Source organism: Streptomyces musisoli, from assembly GCF_016741855.1.
GTDB classification, from domain to species: Bacteria; Actinomycetota; Actinomycetes; order Streptomycetales; family Streptomycetaceae; genus Streptomyces; species Streptomyces musisoli.
The window spans coordinates 1-17,289 of the sequence record NZ_JAERRH010000038.1; the positions used below are offsets into that span (position 1 = coordinate 1).

The window sequence follows — 17,289 nt, forward strand, 5'->3', positions numbered from 1 at the left end:
GTGCGGAGGTGCGGAGGTGCGGAGGTGCGGAGGTGCGGAGGTGCGGAGGTGCGGAGGTGCGGAGCGCCGGAGTTCGTTGCGTTCCCTGCGCGCAGCCGAAGACCTCCTGCCACCACCGGAAGCATTCAAGGCGGCAGTAAACCGGTACAGCGCCCGGATCGACCAGATCGCGACCGACGGCTACGCCTCTCTGCCGTCACGCGGGGACGGCGCCTCCACCGAACGCCACGGTCTCCAGGCCGCCCGGCAACGCGCCGGACGCCCGTAGACAAGCCGAACGTGCCGCCGCGGCCAAGGCCTGCCCAAGGTCTGCCGCCCGGCGGTACAGAGCCGGCCTCCGACCGCAACGGCGCCGATCCGGCACGTGGCTTCCTGAACACCTGGAGCGGGCCGCCTCAGAACTTGACCGGGAGTACGACGACCAGGACCTGGTAGCCGAGTCCGTCGGGGACGAAGGTGTCCGGCAGTGAGATGCGTTCGATGACGACCCCGCCGAGCCGCTGCACGATCTGCTCCATCTTCGGGAGCGTGAACGGGTTCGTGGCGATGGTGAGGCGTGCGCCGGACGCCGCGATCCGGCCAATCTCACCCTCTCCGCGGGGGGTGATGGGACCGCAGCGCACGGCTTGGGCGGCAACGGACCCTGAGACCAGCCAGCAGGAGACACCCCCGACTGGCGCATTGCAGGCCGACACCACCGACGTACAACCCCACATTTCCACTTAAAACCCTGCAAACAATGTCTTATTGCAGCCATGCACACACCTTCGCGGCGTACCCTGCTTCGTGCCCCGCTCGCCGTCGCGGGCGTCGGACTCCTGCCTGTCCGTCCCGACTTCGCTCCTCGACCACACCAAGGTCCCGAGGAGAACCGGCTCAGCGAGGCCGGCTTCGCCCCGCCAGGGGCCGGGCAATATGTCGACCCGTCGGGTCCGGAGGTCCTCGCCGCCGAACGGAGACGCGGCGTCGGCCCGATGCGCAGGTTCAGGTTCACCGCCGCCGAGACCATGCTGGACCTCGGCGGGCGAGTCGTCCGGAGCTGGGCCTACAACGAGACGCTGCCCGGCCCGGTGGTGCGCGTCACCGCGGGTGACGTCCTGAACCTCACCCTCGCCAACCACCTGCCGGCCGCCACCACGCTCCACGCCCACGGAGTGCAGCTGCGCTGCGACATGGACGGTGTCCCCGACGTGACACAGAACGCCATCCGCCCGGGCGCCGACTTCACCTACCGCTTCACCGTCTCCCACCCCGGTACCTACCTCCTCCACTCCCACGTCGGGCTCCAGCCCGACCGCGCCCTGTACGCCCCGCTCATCGTCGACGACCCCAGGGAACCCCTCTCCTACGACAAGGAATGGGTCATCCTCCTGGACGACTGGCTGGACGGCGTGCACGGCTCCACCCCCGACCAGGTGCTTGACCAACTCCAGCCCGGCACAGGCACCTCCATGACCCACGGAGGCATGACCAGGGGCCCCCGAAACACCCCGGCCGGCCCCTCCCGGGTGCTGCACCACTCCTACAGCCGCATGCTCAATAGCGAGGGCGGCAACGTGGCCTACCCCTACTACCTCGCCAACGGCCGCTCGCCGAGCAACCCCCAGTCGCTGCGATGCCGCCCCGGCGACCGCGTCCGGCTGCGCCTCATCAACGCGGGCTCCGACACCGCCTTCCGGGTGGCACTGGGCGGCCACACCATGACCGTCACGCACGCCGACGGCTATCCCGTGGAGCACACCCAGACCGACGCTCTCCTCGTCGGCATGGCCGAACGGTACGACGTCCTGGTCACCGTCAAGGACGGCGTCTTCCCCCTCGTCGCGCTCGCCGAGGGCAAGAAGGGCCAAGCCCTCGCCGTGCTGCGCACCGACAAAGGAAGAGCTCTTCCCGGACGAAGCGTCCGCCCGGACGAACTGGACCGACGGGTCGTGCCCGCACGCCGCCTCGCACCGGACGAATCCGTGGAACTGGACGACCGCGAACCGGACCGCGAGATGCGCCTCACCCTCACCGGCGGCATGCGGAAATACGACTGGGGCTTCGACCACCAGCCCTACGATCCGCGAAAGCGCCACCCCGTACGCGCCGGCGAACGGGTACGGCTCACCCTCGTCAACGCCACCGACATGTGGCACCCGCTCCATCTGCACGGCCACACCTTCGCGCTCACCGGCATCGACGGCGTCGGCACGCGCAAGGACACCGCGCTGGTCCTGCCCCACCGCAAGCTGGTCGTCGACTTCGACGCCGACAACCCGGGCCTGTGGATGCTCCACTGCCACAACCAGTACCACTCGGAGAGCGGCATGATGACGATCCTCGGCTACCTGAGATGACCTGACCCTGGTCCGTCACGAACGCCGCCCCCGCCCGGAGGACGCCGTTTGTGACGGACCAGGGCCGGATGACGCTGTGGCAGCCTCTTCAGTGTGTCAGTGCAGTCAGAGCAGGGCGTCGTTGGACGACACCACGGTGAAGGCCACCACCGGACAACTGCAGCCCGGTAGGCGTCATCCCCGGCCGCAGGTGCCGGCGTGGTGACCCGGAAGGAATCGGCTTCCGGCCCATCCGTCTGGAACGACGGAAGCCTTGCCGGCCCGCCGGCAAGCGGGGCCGGCTGTTCGCGCTCGGACGGTTTCGCTGCTCGCCGACGCGGTGTCGTTCCTGCTCTGCGCACTGCTCGTACGGTCGCGGCCCGCCCTGCCCCGGCCTGTGCCGCAGATCCGCGAGTCGCTGCTCCGGCAGGCGCGGGCCGGGGCCTCGTACATCTTCCGGGACCGTTTGCTGCTCGGGCTCGCGCTCCGCCCGGCGGTCGGGAACATCGCCTGCCTCGCCGTGGAGAGCGTCCTCGCCCTCTTCGCGCACGACCGCCTCGGCATCGACACCTACGGCTTCGGCCCGCACGGCGGAGGCCACCGGCGGTCTGCTCGGTGCGGGCATCGCCTCCTCCCTCCGGCAGGCGATCGTCCCGGCCCACCTCATGGGCCGTGTCGCCTCCACCTCCCGTATGCCGGCCGTGTGCGCCGCCCCCATCGGGGCCTTCCTCGGCGGCCGGCCACCACCTACGACGTACGCACCCCGCTCTACGCCGCCGTCCTCCTCCTGGCGATGACGGCCGTCACGGCATCCATGACCAGCAACCGCCGGGTCGAAGCGGCGCTGCATGCCGCCGCCCCGGCCGGCGGTCCGGATCACCCGGCATCCAACGAACCCGCCCAGGAGAGTGCACCCGAGTTGTTGTGACGCCTGCTGCCGAGGCCGGCTGCGAGCAAGGCCGAGGAAGACACGACCGCGATAGGTGGCGCACCGGTGAGAACGTGGGCGAGGAAGTGACGGCGGGGTGGGGGAGTCGGAGGAGCGGATTCGGTGCCGGAACAGCGGTCAGCCAGGGCGCGGAGACGGTGATGGCCGGCGTTCCCCCCCCACGGCACCAGGCCCAGAGCGCGGGGGAGCGCGGCCTCTGCGCTGCCGTGTGCCGGCGGGATCCGGCAGAGCAGTGCGCCCAGGGAGATCGGGGACCACATCGGCGACGCTGCCCGGTGGCGGGCCCAGCAGGGAGGCCACTGTCGGACACGCCGTGCCCCAGCGAGGGTTTGCTGGGGCACGGTTACGTGGTGCGCAGGCTGCGGATGCGGCGCGCCGCTGGGCGAGCGCCATGCCTGGCGTGAGCAACGCCGCCGCCAGTCCTCCCGACGGATCTGCGTCGAGCACACCAACGCCGAATACAAGCAGCGGCGGCCCTTGCAGCGATGCGCCGGACGCCGCGAAACCTACGCCGAGACCCACCAGGCCATCGCCGGACCGGTCTCCGACCGATCCGCCCGGACTGGCGCTTGTGGTGTTCGGCTGGGCAAAGGGACAGCGATGGGGATATGTGGGTGCGCCGGAGCCCACACCCACCCCCGGAATGCATATGGTGCGCCGTTGCGTCCCGTCCGGTTCGGCCAGAAGTATCGACATCGGCCCCTGGCGCACTGTCAGCCCTTTGCCGCGTCAGGGGCGTCTCTTCATGCCGTTGCCGATGGCATCCGTTGACGCTGGTCTGCGCCGTCGGCCCGGACCTTGGACACACTGGGATGGGCTGCGGCCAAGGCGTTGAGTAGGAGCTTGCCACCGGTGGTGTCGTGCACGTTCGCGGCGGTGGTGAGGACGGCCGGCACCAGGCCCAGAATGTGCCTGATCAGTTGCCGCTCGAGTCCTTTGACCTCACGGTGCCTCCGGAGGCTGCCACCCACAACCTCGCCATCGGTGTCGTCGTCGGCACACGCTCGTGGGCCTCTCGCGCTCAGCCGGCCGTGAAGGGGCGTCCGGGCCATTCCGGGTCGCACAGGAGCAGACCGTCGTCCTGGCTCAGCGGCAACGAGCCGGTGCTGAGCGCCCCGTCGGCGAGGCCGGCGGCAAGCGCGTCGCAGGGCAGATCGAAGAGCGTGCCCCCCGGAGCGCGGTGGGGCGGGCCTGGGGCCGCCGGCCGCCGGCGCAGCGCGTCGACCGTCAGCAGATCGGTCGCCTCCCGGACCGCCTCTTCGGTCAGCACACTGAAGATCCGGACCGGTTCGCCCAGGTTCTGCCAGCCGACGAGGTCCAGCAGCCCGGGCTGGACCTGGAGGGCGGGTATGCCGGCCGCCCGGAGACGGAGAGCCACCAGGCGCCAGGGCCCGTGCGGGAAGGCGACCAGGACCCAGGCGTGTTCGCAGACCGAGTCGAGCAGCCGCATGGCGTCCTCGGCACGGTTCTCGATCAACGGGCGCGCGCCCCACGGATGCGCGACTACGCCGCTGGAGGTCAGAGCATGCACCAGCAACGGCTCCACGAGACGCAGGACCAGATCGCGGCCCAGGAGGACGGTGCCCGTGGCGGGACCGGCATCGTCCTCGGCCGGGTCCGGCAGCCTGGCGATCACCAGCCGGGCCCGGGCACTGTAGTCCACGGGCCGACGGAGGTAGTCGTCTCTCAGCGAACCCGTGGAATCCGGGCGGGCCTTGAGGGAATCCGCGAGACCGATGAGCTTTCTGCCGTTGCCCTCCTTCGTCGGTTCCGGCTGACCGCCGTTGTCCAGCAGCGTGCCGACCTTGCGCTGGAGGAGGCGGCGGGCGCCCATGAGCACCTGCGGGGGCGCCCCCATGTCGTCCAGGCGCCGGAGCGAAGCGGCGCTGGAAAGCACTGCGCTGTAGGAGGAGTTGAGGTCGCTCCGGAAGGTCGGGCCCCCATCGGCGCGGACGACGTGGGGTCGAAGGTCCGGCGGGAGGACGGGCAGCCGCTGCATGAGAACGGTGTCCGGGGACAGGCCGGCCGGGACGGACGTGCCGGCGCGGCGGAGCAGGATGCCGACGGCTTGACCGCCCGTCACGGCAGTGGTCCGGGCGCGGTCGACGGTGGACATCCAGTCCTCGGCGTTCAGGAGCTGACCGGTGCGCAGTGCCGTGGGGCCGGGGTCCGTGATCAGGACGAGCTCGCAGTCGGCGAGTTGCCGCAGCTCCCGACCGGTCAGCTGCAGGGAGCGGGCGAGCAGCGCGCCGGCCGTGCCGCTGAGGCACCAGCTGTGGACCACCGGCACGGGTAGTTCGATGTGGCCGAACCGGTGGCCTCGCGCGCGGAGCATGGCCAGGGGGCGTCCGCACGCATCACACGCGTCGTCGGCGCCCCAGGAGACGAGCGGTTTGCCACAGACGCAGTCTTCCAGGCCGTCCGGGCCGTCCGGGCCGAAGATCCGCTCACAGAAGAGCCCACCCGGCCACGGACGTCCGGTCCGTGCGTCGAAGAAGACGTCGCTCACCACCACGCCGTGCGACAGACGCACCACGTCGGCGTCGGTCATCAGCCGCAGCCCGATCCGGTCTGCTTGCAGCCGTGGCTCGATGCGAGCGGCGCGCAGTGTCAGGTCGAACCGGCGGATGGCATGGGGCGGTGCGTCGTACAGGCCGGCCGGTCGGCGGGCGGGCGGGACGGCCGCTTCGCCGCGGGACTCCAGCGAGGTGCGCAGGTTCTTCCGCCAGCCCGGGCAGTCACCGCGTGATCCGTAGATCTCCAGGGCCAGATGGCGTGCTCCGCACTCGATGAGCCGGCGGAACTCCTCCGGTTCGATCAGCTGGGCACCGTCGCCGCTCCTCCTCCACAGCGGCCGATGCAGGACCAGGGAGTAGCCGCCCGCGGACCGGGCTCCGGTGTCGGACCCGGCCAGGCCATGCGCGGCGAGCCGGACCCGGACCGTCCGGCCGGCCTCGCCCGCTGGCGGAGCCCAGGGATGGTCGGGTGCCACGATCAGGTCCGGTTCTTCGGCGCTGCCCGCCAGACGCCTGAGCGATGGCCCGCCGGCGAGACCGCAGACGACGACAGAGGCCCCGGATCCGTCGTCCAACCTGTCTCCGTGCTGCACCGGCTGGTCGACGGCGACGGTGACCGTGATGTGCGTCCCGGACCCGCCGCCCCGCAGTTTGCGGCCGGGGGCCGCCGGGATCGCGTCGGTGGCCAGGGCACCGGTGATCCGCTGCTCCAGCACGTGCCCGGGCAGTCGTCCCGACATCGCCAGTGACCTGTCCCGCAGCGCCCGGTCACCGAAGAGGAAGTACAACAGGCGCTCCTCGGGCGTGCGCCGCGTCGTCTCGCCGGCCACGGGTGAGGCAGCCCCCACCAGAAGCTGCCCGGGCCGCACCGGCCGGCCCGGGGCGATCAGGCCGCACTTGTCGAGGGTCGACGCATCCGTGCCGCCCACAGTCGGTGGTCCGGGGGTGAGGAAGGCGTCGTCGGGCAACGTCGTGTCCAGCTGGACCAGGGTCGGGACCGTGAGCGCGTGCGGATCTGCCAGGCGCTCGTTGACCAGGGCCGCCGTTCCCCGAAGTCTCGGCGAGGCGACGACGGTGCACTGCGCGGACACCGCGCCACGGCTCACCAGGTCGCCGAGTTCGAGATCGCGGACGGTCACGCGTTGCAGCCGGTCCCAGAAGCCGTGTGTGTAGGAGGTACTGCTCCGGTATTCGGTGCCCGTCAGGGGCCGCCGTCTGACGGGACGCGTCTGCCCGGGCGGCCCGGCGAGCACGTCCTGGAGCAGTTCGTCGGTGAAGCGGGCGTACCCCTTGCGGTATCCCAGCAGGGTGCGTCGCAGCAGGGCTTCGAGGATGGGGCGGAGCTGGGTCCGGCCGTCGTAGCGGAGGGTGTCCTTGAGGCCGAGGAAACGGTCGCCGTTGGACCGGCGGGGCCACGGCTCCGACTTCGCGCTCGTCCAGAAGACGGTGGGTGCGTCGAAGGCGATCTCTCCGTGCCGTTCCCGGAGGCCGACGGGGAGCGGCAGGTGCATGAGCAGGTGGCGTGCGCGTTCGACCGTCCCCTGGTCTTCGGTGACGAGGTCGAGAGTGAGGGGTATCAGGAAGTCGTCGGGACCGGCCCCGCCTCGGCGCACCCGCCAGAGGTTGGCCAGGGTCACCCTGGTCCGGCAGGCGGGACAGACGGCGTAGTCGACGGGGCCGGCGCAGGTGGGGTCCGGGCAGCGGGGTATCGCCTCGGTGATCCTGCCGTGCCCCGATACGGCCGTGCAGGGGCAGGCGTGGTCGTAGCGCCGGGCGAGGCCGGTCAGCCGGCCGCAGGAGCACCTCCAGTCACCGAGCTCGTAACCGGCCAGTCGCAAGGCGGTGCCGGAGGTGTCGGGGAAGAAGCGCATCAGGACCCCGTGCAGGCCGATGTCGAGCCGCTCGTGCGGGAGCCGGTCGATCTGGAGGAACTCGGCCAGCTCATGGCAGTGCTGCTGCTGCGCGAGCACACTCTCGGGGGTACCGAAAGGACGCTGCTCCACGAGGAGTACCTGTACGTACCTGAGCAGATCAGGCCGACGGGTCAGGTTGTAGGTGCGCGCGAGGTGCAGATCGGCCCGCAGTGCATCGACACCGAACATGTGCCGCCGCAGGTTCCGGAACTCCTCGTCCAGGATGGTGTCGTGGAGGTCGTCGCCCCGCCCCTTCTCCACGGCCAGCCGGATGGCGTTCTCGATGGTGTAGGGCGTGGGGCACTCGCGCCAGTTTCGCACCAGGGCCGAAAGCCCGGCGCGCGCCCAACCGCTGGACAGCAGGGCATTGACATCGTCGCGTATCGACGGCATCCCTTATCCGATCCCGGCCCGGCTGCGGAAGTACTGCCGGAACCGGTCGTGGCAGAAGCTGTATTCCTCGGCGGCCCTGCCGGGGGCCAGGCCGGGCGCGGTGCGCCGGTGAACGAGCAGGAAGCGGTGGATCTCCCGGATGATGGTGTCGAAGTTCAGCCAGGTCAAGCCTTCGACCAGGTTGTACAGGTCCATCGCGGAGAGGGTTCCGGCTTCCAGAAGGAACCCCAGGATCTCGACGTGCTCGGTCCGGTGGGCGCTGCGGTTGAGCTGCTCCAACTGCTGGTCCAGGTATGCCTCCAGACCGGTGGGGGCGTGCTCGACGTTGTCCCGTGTGAGTACGCCGGCGGCGGCGTCCTCCGCCAGGAAGCGCACGTAGAACGGGTCGCCGGCGGTGACCCGGTGCATCTCGGCGACGAAGTCGGCGTCCTCGTCGAGTCCCGTGGCGGCACCGCCCGCCATGCGGAGCAGTTCCACGAGCGCCGCCTCGTCCAGCCCTTCCAGGCGCAGGTGCAGGTCCACGTCCGTCGAGGACAGCGCGATGTCGTCGAGGCAGGAGCGATCGCCCTGGGCCCGCCCCGACAGTACGAGCACCAGCCCGGGCGGCAGCCGGCGCGGCAGCAGGGTACGGAGCTGGTCCGGCGGGTCCAGTTCGTCAACGGCGTCCAGTACGACGACCGTCGGTGTCCTGGGGGGCCGGGTCATGAGGTCGCGGAACTGCCTCTCCAGGCTCTTCAGCCCTGCGCCCCGCACGTGGCCGGGGTCCAACTGCTCACAGAGACACTCCAGCACGTCCTCGGGGCTGGTGGGGTCGAATCCGCCGCCTCTGCGCCGGTACGCCTGGCTGATGAAGTGGTAGCGGAACTCCGGGTTCTGCCTGACGAGGTCCGCGAGCAGGGAGGTCTTCCCGTACCCCGAGAGAGCCTCCACGAAGACGTAGCCGGAGGCACGGGCGCGGATGAACTCCATGATCCGTACGTTCTCGCCCTGCCGTCCCGCGAACAACTGCGTGTGCTTCTCGATGAGATCACGGAAGAAATCCCTCGTCGCGGGCTCCTCCTGAACTTTCCGGTGGCCGGCTTCCGCCGCCTGCTCCCACAGGTCCAGCAGCGGGCCGGGATCCAGCCGCAGGGCTTTCGCCAGCCCCATCACGGTGGCCCTGGTGGGGAGGTTCGGTCCGTTCAGTGCCTTGCTGACGGTGGTGTGCCCCAGGCCCGTCAGCCGCTCCAGGGCGATCATCTTCACACCGCGCTCGTCCCGCCGGTCCCGTAATCGCTTCTGGAGCTCGGCCAGCGCGGCGTCGCCGTGTGGGATGTCCTCCAGGAACCGCACCGGGGCCTCCTAGGCGATCAGTCCTGCCGATGAGCGAGCGGGTACGGATTCGTCCGCCTGAACGCCGGCGTACGGGCCCCGCGGCACCTTCGTTCTCGGGCGCCAGCTCTCAACAGCCCATCGGAGAACGGAGTAAGACCCATGCCCGTGTCGCCGTCCGTGTACGCCCTCACTCTACTTGTCGTGATCCTCACCGCGGGCCTCCTCGCATTCCTGGCCGCGGTCGTCGCCGGGCTCCTCGCCCGCTGGGACGGCGCTTCCCTCCCCGGCGCCCTGCTCCGCGCGGGCACGACGTTCGGGGCCACCCTCACCGTGTTCTGCAGCGTCATCGCGCTGGGGGTGGCCACTTGGAAGTGACCGACCGCCGACAGGTCGCATGCCGACGACGCAGCACGCGGCGTCCACGGGGCGCCGCGATGCCGCCGAGAGCCCGCCCCGGTCCGGCCGGATCACCGCCCCCACCGGTCCACCACCGGCCCCCGGGGCGACCGGTCTGTTCGCAACCGGGGCCACGGGTCAGGCGGCGTGTCGGTCGTTCGGGAAAGGTGTGGCTTGTGCGATCAGGAGTGCGACGTCGTCGTGGTCATCGGGGTGCCGGAGGGCGTCCACGAGCCGTCGGCAGGTCTCGTCCAGGGCCTGCTGCGGTCCTTCGAAAGCCTTCAGGAGTATGGTCAGGCGCTCGTCGATGGGGTGGTGGCGGGTTTCGACGAGGCCGTCGGTGTACAGCACGAGCCGGTCGCCGGGATTCAGGTCGAAGGCTGTGGTGTGGAACGGGACGCCGCCCACGCCGAGGGGCACGCCGGTGGGCAGGTCGAGCAGTCGCGGGGGCCGGCTGGTGGTGATGAGGACGGGTGGGAGGTGTCCGGCGTTGGCGACCAGGCACCGGTGGTCGTACGGATCGTAGACGGCGTAAACGCAGGTGGCGATGTAGTGCTCCAGCCCGCGGGTGATCTTGTCGAGATGGTGGAGCACGTCGTGGGCGGCCAGATCGAGGTCGGCGAAGGCGCAGGTGGCGGTGCGCAGCCGGCCCATGGTGGCGGCGGCGTCGATGCCGTTGCCCATCACGTCGCCGACGACCAGGGCCGTCTTGTCGCCGTCCAGGGCGATTATGTCGTACCAGTCGCCGCCCACCTCACTGGATGCCTGGGCGGGCTGGTAGAGGGAGGCGACGTCAAGACCCGTGAGAGAAGGCGGCCGGCCGGGCAGGAGGCTGCGCTGAAGGGTCTCGGCGGTGTTGCGCACGCTCTGGTGCCAGCGGGCGTTGTCGATGGCGACGGCGGCGCGGGTGGCCAGCTCCACGGCGAGGATCACGTCGTCGTCGTCGAACGGTCTGGGGTTGTAGGCCCGCAGCAGGTCGAAGGCGCCCAGGACCTCGTTGCGGGCGACCAGCGGCACCGCGAGGTAGGAGTGCACGCCGGCTTCCGCGAAGGCGGCCGCGCTGGCGGTGTCGCGGGCGATGTGCTGCAGATCCTGGCCGCTGGCGTGGGCCACCACGACGGGCTGCCCGGTGTGGACGCAGCGGGTGATCAGCCGGTCGGCGCTGTAAGCGGCGAGGTCTCCGACCTTGAGGGCGCCGGTGGCCAATGAGGGGTGGGCAGCAGCCACGGCGAGCGCGCGGAACAGCTCCGGCCCCATCGGCTCGCCCGGGGCGGCACGGCGGAAGGCCAGGACGTGGTCGAGGACGTCGACCGCCGCGATGTCTGCCAGCTCGGGCACGGCGACCTCGACCAGCTCGCGGGCGGTCGTCTCCACCTCCAGGGCGGTGCCGACGCGAGCGGAGGCATCGGCGATCACGGCCAGTCGGCGTCGGGCCCGGTCCGCCTCCGTCGTCGCCCGGTGCCGTTCGGTGACGTCGATCACCGAGTTCGCCACCCCGATCACCTGTCCGGCGGCGCCTTCGATCCGGTAGTACGACACCGACCAGGCGTGATCGTGATCGGGGTCCGCCGGGGTGCGGCCCACGGTGTACTGGTCGATCAGCGGCGTGCCGGTGAGCAGCACCTGGCGCAGCGCGGACTCGATGGTTGCCACGTCGAGGAACGGCAGGATGTCGTGCGGGTGCAGTCCTATGTGGTCGGCGGCGGGGATGCCGTTGATGCGTTCCAGGGCGGGGTTGACCAGCAGGTAGCGCAGATCCGAGTCCAGCAGGGCCACACCGATGGGCGCCTGGGACACCAGCCGCTGCGACAGGGCCAGGTCGGTCTCCAGACGCTTCAGCGTGCTTTGGTCGGCGGCGATACCGAGGGCGTAGACATCGCCGCGCTCGTCCAGCAGCCGCATGTTGCGGAATTCCACCTGGCGCGTGCTGCCGTCCTTGCACCGGATCGGGAACGCGCCGGCCCAGCTCGCCCCGGTGCCCATCACCTCGGCGAACAGCTTCAGGACGAGTTCCCGGTGTTCCTCGTTGACCATCAGCCGGGCTGCGTACCGGCCGAGGGCCTCGTCGGCGGTGTAGCCGAAGATCTCTTCGGCCTGTGGGCTCCAGAAGAGGATCCGCCCTTGCGTGTCGACTACGACAGCGGCCACGTTGAGCAGGTCGAGAAGCCCTCCCGGCGGTGAAGGACCCGACTGGTGGCCTTGCTCCTGGTCCGTGGGCGGCTGATGTGCGCTCATCGTGGAAGGCTCCCTTCTCGGCGATGCCCACTTCGGGGTCACGCCGCTTCAGGACTTCCCCTCCATGCTCCTCCAGTCGGACGAGTGCCCGCCTGAGCCAGGGCGGACACCCCAGTGCCGAGTCGTCCGCACCCACCCGGGGAGTGCGGCTTGCCTGCTTCGGGTCGCCCTGACGAGTCCGCACCGAAACGGGTTGACAGTGGCGTCGGCAGGCGGTGTCCGGTCATAGCGGGCAGACCGTCCAGCCTCAGCGCCCGACGGAGGGGGCGGCGCCGATGCGGTCGAGCGCTCTGCGGCGGGCGTCGCGTCCTGGTGTGGGTGTGGGTGCGGGTGAAGCCATGGGCGCGACGGTTCGCGGTCGTGCCTCTGGCCTGCCTGAAGCCTATTTCGAGGTTCCCCCGGCGGCTGCCGGGCGCTATGCCTACGTCCTCCGCACCCCAGCCCGGAGGGCGAACACGGGGGGCGTACACGGGGGGGGGCTTGCTTCTGAACCCCGCTCCTGAGCGAGTCAGCTCTGGCGCGCCTGGTCGTGCCTCATGGCTGGCGATTGGGTGCTGATCGGGCCGACCTGCGGTTGGGGCGGGGTGTTGCGCTCGCATGGCCCTGCCGACGTACCGGTCGTCGACACGCTTTCCAGGCTCCAGGGCGGGCTCGCCGACGCCCTCGACACCGAGCACATCCTTGCGGACCACGAGGCAGGTGTGCTCACCCTGCGCATCCCGATCGCCGGACGCGCCAAGCCATGCAAGATCGCCCTCGATGGGGGATCCGACCGCAGGGAGATCTCCGGCTGAGCCGGAAGAGGCCGGCCGAACAGCGGCGGAGGACGTGGCACCTCCATCTCCCCCCTCACTCCGTCCTCCGCCCCACGGGATTGATGAACGATCGCGGCCGACGCGCCCCCTGTGCCGGCAGGCGTCCGTCGGCCAGGTGATGGAACGCGGCGAAAACGCCCGTCGGCAGGAGGCGCGGCCCGCGTGGCGCTCGCCCCGCCGGGCGCCCACCTGATCGGCGAGGACCTGCGCGTCCGGTCGGTACAGCGTTGGCGCAGGGCATGGCCGCAGGACGGGCCGAGAGTTCTGACTCACCACGTAGGTCAGGGCGTGAGCAGCCGGTCTCAACATAGGCCAGGGCGTGACAGCCGGTCTCAGTCGATGAACACCGCTTCCGGGTAGTGCGGTGACGGACCGTCGAGGAGGCCGTGGTCGGGCATGTGCCGCAGGTGGAGGTCGAAGAACGCGCCGAGGTACGTGCGCTGTATGTGCAGGGACCGGGCCGAGTCGACAGTGCCTACGGTCTTGGTGACCTCGCTCGCGGGCATCATGCCCGCCGCGGCCACCTGCGGGAACTGTGCCTGGAGATCGGTGTAGGAATAGTGGCCGGCCGAGGGTAGCTGGATGTTGCGGTGCCAGCCGCGCAGATGCCGCCAGAGCGAGGCCAGGGCGGCGTCGCGGCTGTTGCCGATGGCACTGTTCATCAACAGGAAAGGATGGTCGAGGCCGTCCACGACGACCGAGCCCACCGGGTCGTCGGCGGTGCCCACCCCGCCATCCAGGTCGGCCGCCGCGGCCACACGCCGGTCGTCGTGCATCACCTGGGCTGCGGTGGCGCCGCCCAGGGAGTGGCCGAACACACCGACGGCGGAGAGGTCCAGCCCCCGCCAGAGCCCTGCCGGCAGCGGCTGCCGCCTGGCGTCCGGCTGGCCGCCGGTGTTCAGCGCCTCCAGCCGGTCGAGCACGAACCGAACGTCGGCGACTCGCGCGCCCATCAGCCTGCGCATGCCGTCCATGTCGTGCGGCTCCGTCTCGGGCAAATCCTCCACGAGCCGACCGCCCGGGAATTCCACGGCGAGCGTCTCGTAGGTGTGGTCCACGGCGGCCACCACGTAGCCGTGGCTCGCGAGTTCCTCCGCGAGGACCGTGCCGAAGCCGCGCGGCACGTTCTTGCCCGGCGAGTACAGCACCACCGGCAGGCCACCGCGCTGCCGCCACGCGGGCGCGCCGGTCACCGAATGCGTACGGGTGATCGTCCAGTCGACCCCGGTGGGCGGCATGCCGAACTCGGCCGCCGCCAGGGCGCCCCATCGCGCGGCCGTCCCGGGAGGCAACTGCCGTGCAACGCTGCACCCGGGAGCCGGCCTGGCCGGGTACCAGAGGCTGACCATCAGCTCGCGGTGGCGGCCGGGGACCCAGGGGTCACGGCGGGAGGCGTCCACCAGGTGCATCGCCGTGGTGCCGACGGGGCACCGGCCCGTCGGCACCGGGAGGGTCATGGTCAGCGGCATACGGCCACCGCGCGGCGCGCCGCCGGTCCGGGGAGCCGTGCTCGCACGCGCCGTCGCGCTCCCCACCACGGGAGTCAGCACGGAGAGGCCGAGGGCGGCGACGACCCGACGTCGGGCGGGTTTGCTGGGCTTCGATTCCATGGCTCCGACGCTACGAAGGTCCCCGGGGCCCCACATCGTTCCGCGGACCCGGTCGCCTCCGCCGCATGGCGGACCCGGCGTCGTCTCCAAGCGGCATCCCCGGGTGGAGGCAACGGAACTGGGCGTCCTGGTGCGGGTGCTGAGCGCCTTCGACGGCCTTGGCATTCGCCCTGGCTTTCAGGTTGAAACTTTCGCATCGTGAGTTCAGAGGAAATGAATTGAGCGACGTGGCGCCCCGCTGCTACTCCCGCGGTGGACCGTGAAGTCGTCGTAGGGAGGTGAGCCCCGTGAACACAGTTACCCGTGGGTGCTCCCTCAACCCGTCACCGTCCGGCGGCTGACGTTCGGTGTCGCCAGGAGCGCCTGAGAACGAGGCTCTCCTGGAGGAGACGCCGATGACACAAAGCCTTTCTCATCCGGCGTGAGCGAGAACGCGGTGACGATCACGCGCGTCGCGGAGGGCAATGGCATGCGCCGGATGACGACCTGGTGGTCGGCCGCGGGCATGCGGAGCACCGGCCCGACAGACGCTTGTTCGTCAGTATCGACGCCTGGCAGGACGCCGCCTTCGACCGGCTCGCCGAGGCGATGCCGGCGGAGCTGTAGGCGCTCTCTTCTGTCTGCAGAGAGCCGACCACTGCGCCGCTGTCGTCGGCTTCACCAGCACGGCTCAGCTGGAGGAGAGCTTCGGCTGCCTGTCCGGCCCCGCGCTCACGACTACCGAGCTTGAGGTGATCGACACGGCATTTGCCCAGACCCGGGCTGACGTAGAACACCAGCCGCGGCGACGAGTGCCTCAGCCAGCCCGTACCTAGGACCATCGAGAGGGAGCTCAGGCAGCCCACGGCGGAGGGACGGGACGACGCGGCCGGCCGTCGGTAGGCCGGTGATCACCTGCTCGGGATGCTGAGCTGGGAGGGAACTCCAGGGCGCAGGGGGACCGAGTGCACGGTCCGCCACCGGTACGCCCTGCCTGACGGCGCAGTTCCACCAGCTCCACCGTTGTCACGTCAAGGACGGCGGGCGGCCGTGAGCGGAGCTGCTCTACCGCGTCAACGACGGGCGCAGCCGGCCGGGCCCGGTTGTTGTAGGCGATCCCCAGATGCGGACGGAAGGCGCTCGTCGGCCTGCCTCCGGGAATGCCGACCCGTTCGTCGGCATCGGTGAGGGCGGCGTGGAGGTGGATCACGGGGCGCCAGGGCGTGAGGCTGAACCGGATGGCGCCGCGTGAGCCCGCCAGCGGATGGGCGAGGAGGCGAAACGCTCGAGAGGGCAGGTCCTGCGCCAGGGCGAGAAGCTGCTGGACCTGGTCCATGGACACCGGGTCCGTGGGGCCGACTCGCAGCATCGTCACATGCAGCCCGTCACTCGGGACGGGGTCCATCCCCAGGTGGTGCAGGGCCTTCTGGCAGTGCTCTGCCAGGCCCAGGAGTTCGGTCGCTCTGGAGAAGGTCAGCATCCAGTAGTACGTGCGCTTCCCGTCGGTCCATCCGGGCCGGTCCCAGTGATCACCCATGTGTTCGATGTCCTGGAAGGCGTGCCAGTCGTGTTCGACGATCGTGTCCGGATCGTCGAGATGCGAGCTTGTCGCTTGTCATCACCAGCGGCCTCCAGGCCGTCGCGAGGTCCGCGAGGGTGAGACCGCGGGCCAGATCCCCGTCGACCGTGCCCATCGCGATGGCGATCAGGTCGCGGATCCGCCCGTCGGGGTCATGGCCGCGCAGGACGAGCCGGGTGACCGCATCGGCAGGGGCGAGGTCCTCGCCAGCGGCGTGCATCAGTTTCGCGGCCAGCGGCCGGTAGGCGTCCATCCCGGCGTCCAGCACGGCATCCGGGCCGAACAGGACCAGGGAATGACGGATGTAGCCCATCAGGAACTCGTCCGGGCCGAGCCCACCGACCGCGACCTTCAGACCGAGGTCGGCGATCTTCCGGTAGGCCATGTACTCGGAGAACGTGGACGCGTTGCCCATCGGGTAGTCCAGCGCGGACATCATGTGCGGCAGGACCATGGTGAAGTCGATCGGGTCCGGCTCGACCACCACCAGCTCGGCGCCGATGTCGGCCGCGATCCTCGTGGCGATCTGCGATTCGTCGAGCCGGTCCTGGCCGGGGTAGCGAACGGTGACGCAGACCGACGGCCGCAGCAGGTAGGCAAGCACCGACGAGTCCAGCCCGCCGGAAAGTAAGAGAGCGAAGTCGCAGGCCGGGGCCCGCAGCGGGACCTGCTCGGCCAGGACCACGGAGAACTTTGCCAGGGCCTCGGCATAGGTGCCCTCGAAGGGCTGCCGGCCGGCCAGATTCCAGTAGGTGTGCTGGTCGAGCGAACCTGTGGCGATGTCGAAGGTCAGCAAGGTCGCGTGGGCCAGCAGCTGGATGCCCTGGAAGGGGGTGTCGACGCCGACCGGCGTCTCGATGGCGAGGACCTCGGGCCGCAGCACCAGCGGGGCGGGGCCGTAGCCGGTCAGCGTGGTGGCCTCGGAGGCGAACGCGAGCCGGCCGCCGTCCAGGCGCCAGTAGAGCGGCTTCTCGCCGAGCCGGTCGCGCGCGAGGAACAGCCTGCCGACGCGCGGGTCATAGACGGCGAGGGCGAACATGCCGTCCAGGCCGTCGAGGCAGGACGGGCCGATCTTGGCGAACGCCCGCAGTACGAAGTGCGCGTCCGTCTCGCGGGGGCCGAGCGGGATACCGCAAGCAGTGGCCTGCTGGCGGCGACGCCGGGCGCCCTCGCGGACGATCTCGTCGATCAAGGAGCCGGCTTGGGTGGAGCACTCCTCGGTGACTACGCTGAGCACAGGCGTGCCTTCCCGACCCGCGCTGCAACGCGCGC

9 protein-coding genes and 3 pseudogenes are annotated in these 17,289 nt (G+C 70.6%); 5 read left to right on the forward strand and 7 right to left on the reverse strand.

Translation table 11 applies throughout. From position 1 onward, the window contains the following. Positions 1 to 395: 395 nt before the first annotated feature. Positions 396 to 518: a hypothetical protein gene (locus JK361_RS42290; RefSeq protein WP_262418918.1), complete on the reverse strand. Its 123-nt coding sequence runs from the start codon at positions 516 to 518 to the stop codon at positions 396 to 398. 237 nt (positions 519 to 755) lie between these two features. Here JK361_RS42290 and JK361_RS38590 point away from each other — a divergent pair, with 237 nt between their 5' ends. Both JK361_RS38590 and JK361_RS38595 read left to right on the forward strand, forming a co-directional pair. Then, positions 756 to 2,339, forward strand: a complete 1,584-nt coding sequence (locus tag JK361_RS38590) for a multicopper oxidase family protein (RefSeq protein WP_201827424.1) — start codon at positions 756 to 758, stop codon at positions 2,337 to 2,339. A 255-nt stretch (positions 2,340 to 2,594) separates the two neighbouring features. Next, a pseudogene (locus tag JK361_RS38595) lies at positions 2,595 to 3,246 on the forward strand (MFS transporter); the annotation flags it as partial. 1,042 nt (positions 3,247 to 4,288) lie between these two features. Here JK361_RS38595 and JK361_RS38600 read toward each other — a convergent pair. Together JK361_RS38600 and JK361_RS38605 are read right to left on the reverse strand one after the other, a co-directional pair. Continuing rightward, positions 4,289 to 8,089 (reverse strand): hypothetical protein, encoded by a 3,801-nt coding sequence (locus JK361_RS38600; RefSeq protein ID WP_201827426.1) that lies wholly within the window; start codon positions 8,087 to 8,089, stop codon positions 4,289 to 4,291. A gap of 3 nt (positions 8,090 to 8,092) precedes the next feature. Then, a complete protein-coding gene (locus JK361_RS38605) occupies positions 8,093 to 9,421 on the reverse strand; it encodes an AAA family ATPase (protein WP_307787443.1) in 1,329 nt (442 codons plus the stop codon). A gap of 141 nt (positions 9,422 to 9,562) precedes the next feature. Here JK361_RS38605 and JK361_RS38610 point away from each other — a divergent pair, with 141 nt between their 5' ends. Beyond that, a complete protein-coding gene (locus tag JK361_RS38610; RefSeq protein WP_201827428.1) occupies positions 9,563 to 9,778 on the forward strand; it encodes a hypothetical protein in 216 nt (71 codons plus the stop codon). A 159-nt stretch (positions 9,779 to 9,937) separates the two neighbouring features. Here the strand turns inward: JK361_RS38610 and JK361_RS38615 are convergent, their stop codons facing one another. Further along, positions 9,938 to 12,034, reverse strand: coding sequence for a SpoIIE family protein phosphatase (locus tag JK361_RS38615; protein WP_201827430.1), 2,097 nt, complete (start codon positions 12,032 to 12,034; stop codon positions 9,938 to 9,940). A 650-nt stretch (positions 12,035 to 12,684) separates the two neighbouring features. Between JK361_RS38615 and JK361_RS38620 the strand changes: the two are divergent. Continuing rightward, positions 12,685 to 12,828: pseudogene (locus tag JK361_RS38620) on the forward strand (Hsp20/alpha crystallin family protein); the annotation flags it as partial. A gap of 353 nt (positions 12,829 to 13,181) precedes the next feature. Here JK361_RS38620 and JK361_RS38625 read toward each other — a convergent pair. After that, entirely contained in the window at positions 13,182 to 14,459 is a 1,278-nt protein-coding gene (locus JK361_RS38625; protein ID WP_201827432.1) for an alpha/beta hydrolase family protein, read from the reverse strand. A gap of 436 nt (positions 14,460 to 14,895) precedes the next feature. On the opposite strand from JK361_RS38625, the pseudogene JK361_RS42790 reads away from it, so the two are divergent. Beyond that, positions 14,896 to 15,062, forward strand: a pseudogene (locus JK361_RS42790) (GNAT family N-acetyltransferase); the annotation flags it as partial. Between the two features lie 229 nt (positions 15,063 to 15,291). On the opposite strand, the gene JK361_RS38630 reads toward JK361_RS42790, so the two are convergent. Both JK361_RS38630 and JK361_RS38635 read right to left on the reverse strand, forming a co-directional pair. Beyond that, positions 15,292 to 15,975: a 2'-5' RNA ligase family protein gene (locus JK361_RS38630; protein WP_236054565.1), complete on the reverse strand. Its 684-nt coding sequence runs from the start codon at positions 15,973 to 15,975 to the stop codon at positions 15,292 to 15,294. Next, a complete protein-coding gene (locus tag JK361_RS38635; protein ID WP_201827434.1) occupies positions 15,968 to 17,254 on the reverse strand; it encodes an asparagine synthase-related protein in 1,287 nt (428 codons plus the stop codon). The genes JK361_RS38630 and JK361_RS38635 overlap by 8 nt, the downstream gene beginning before the upstream one ends. Between the last annotated feature and the right edge of the window lie 35 nt (positions 17,255 to 17,289).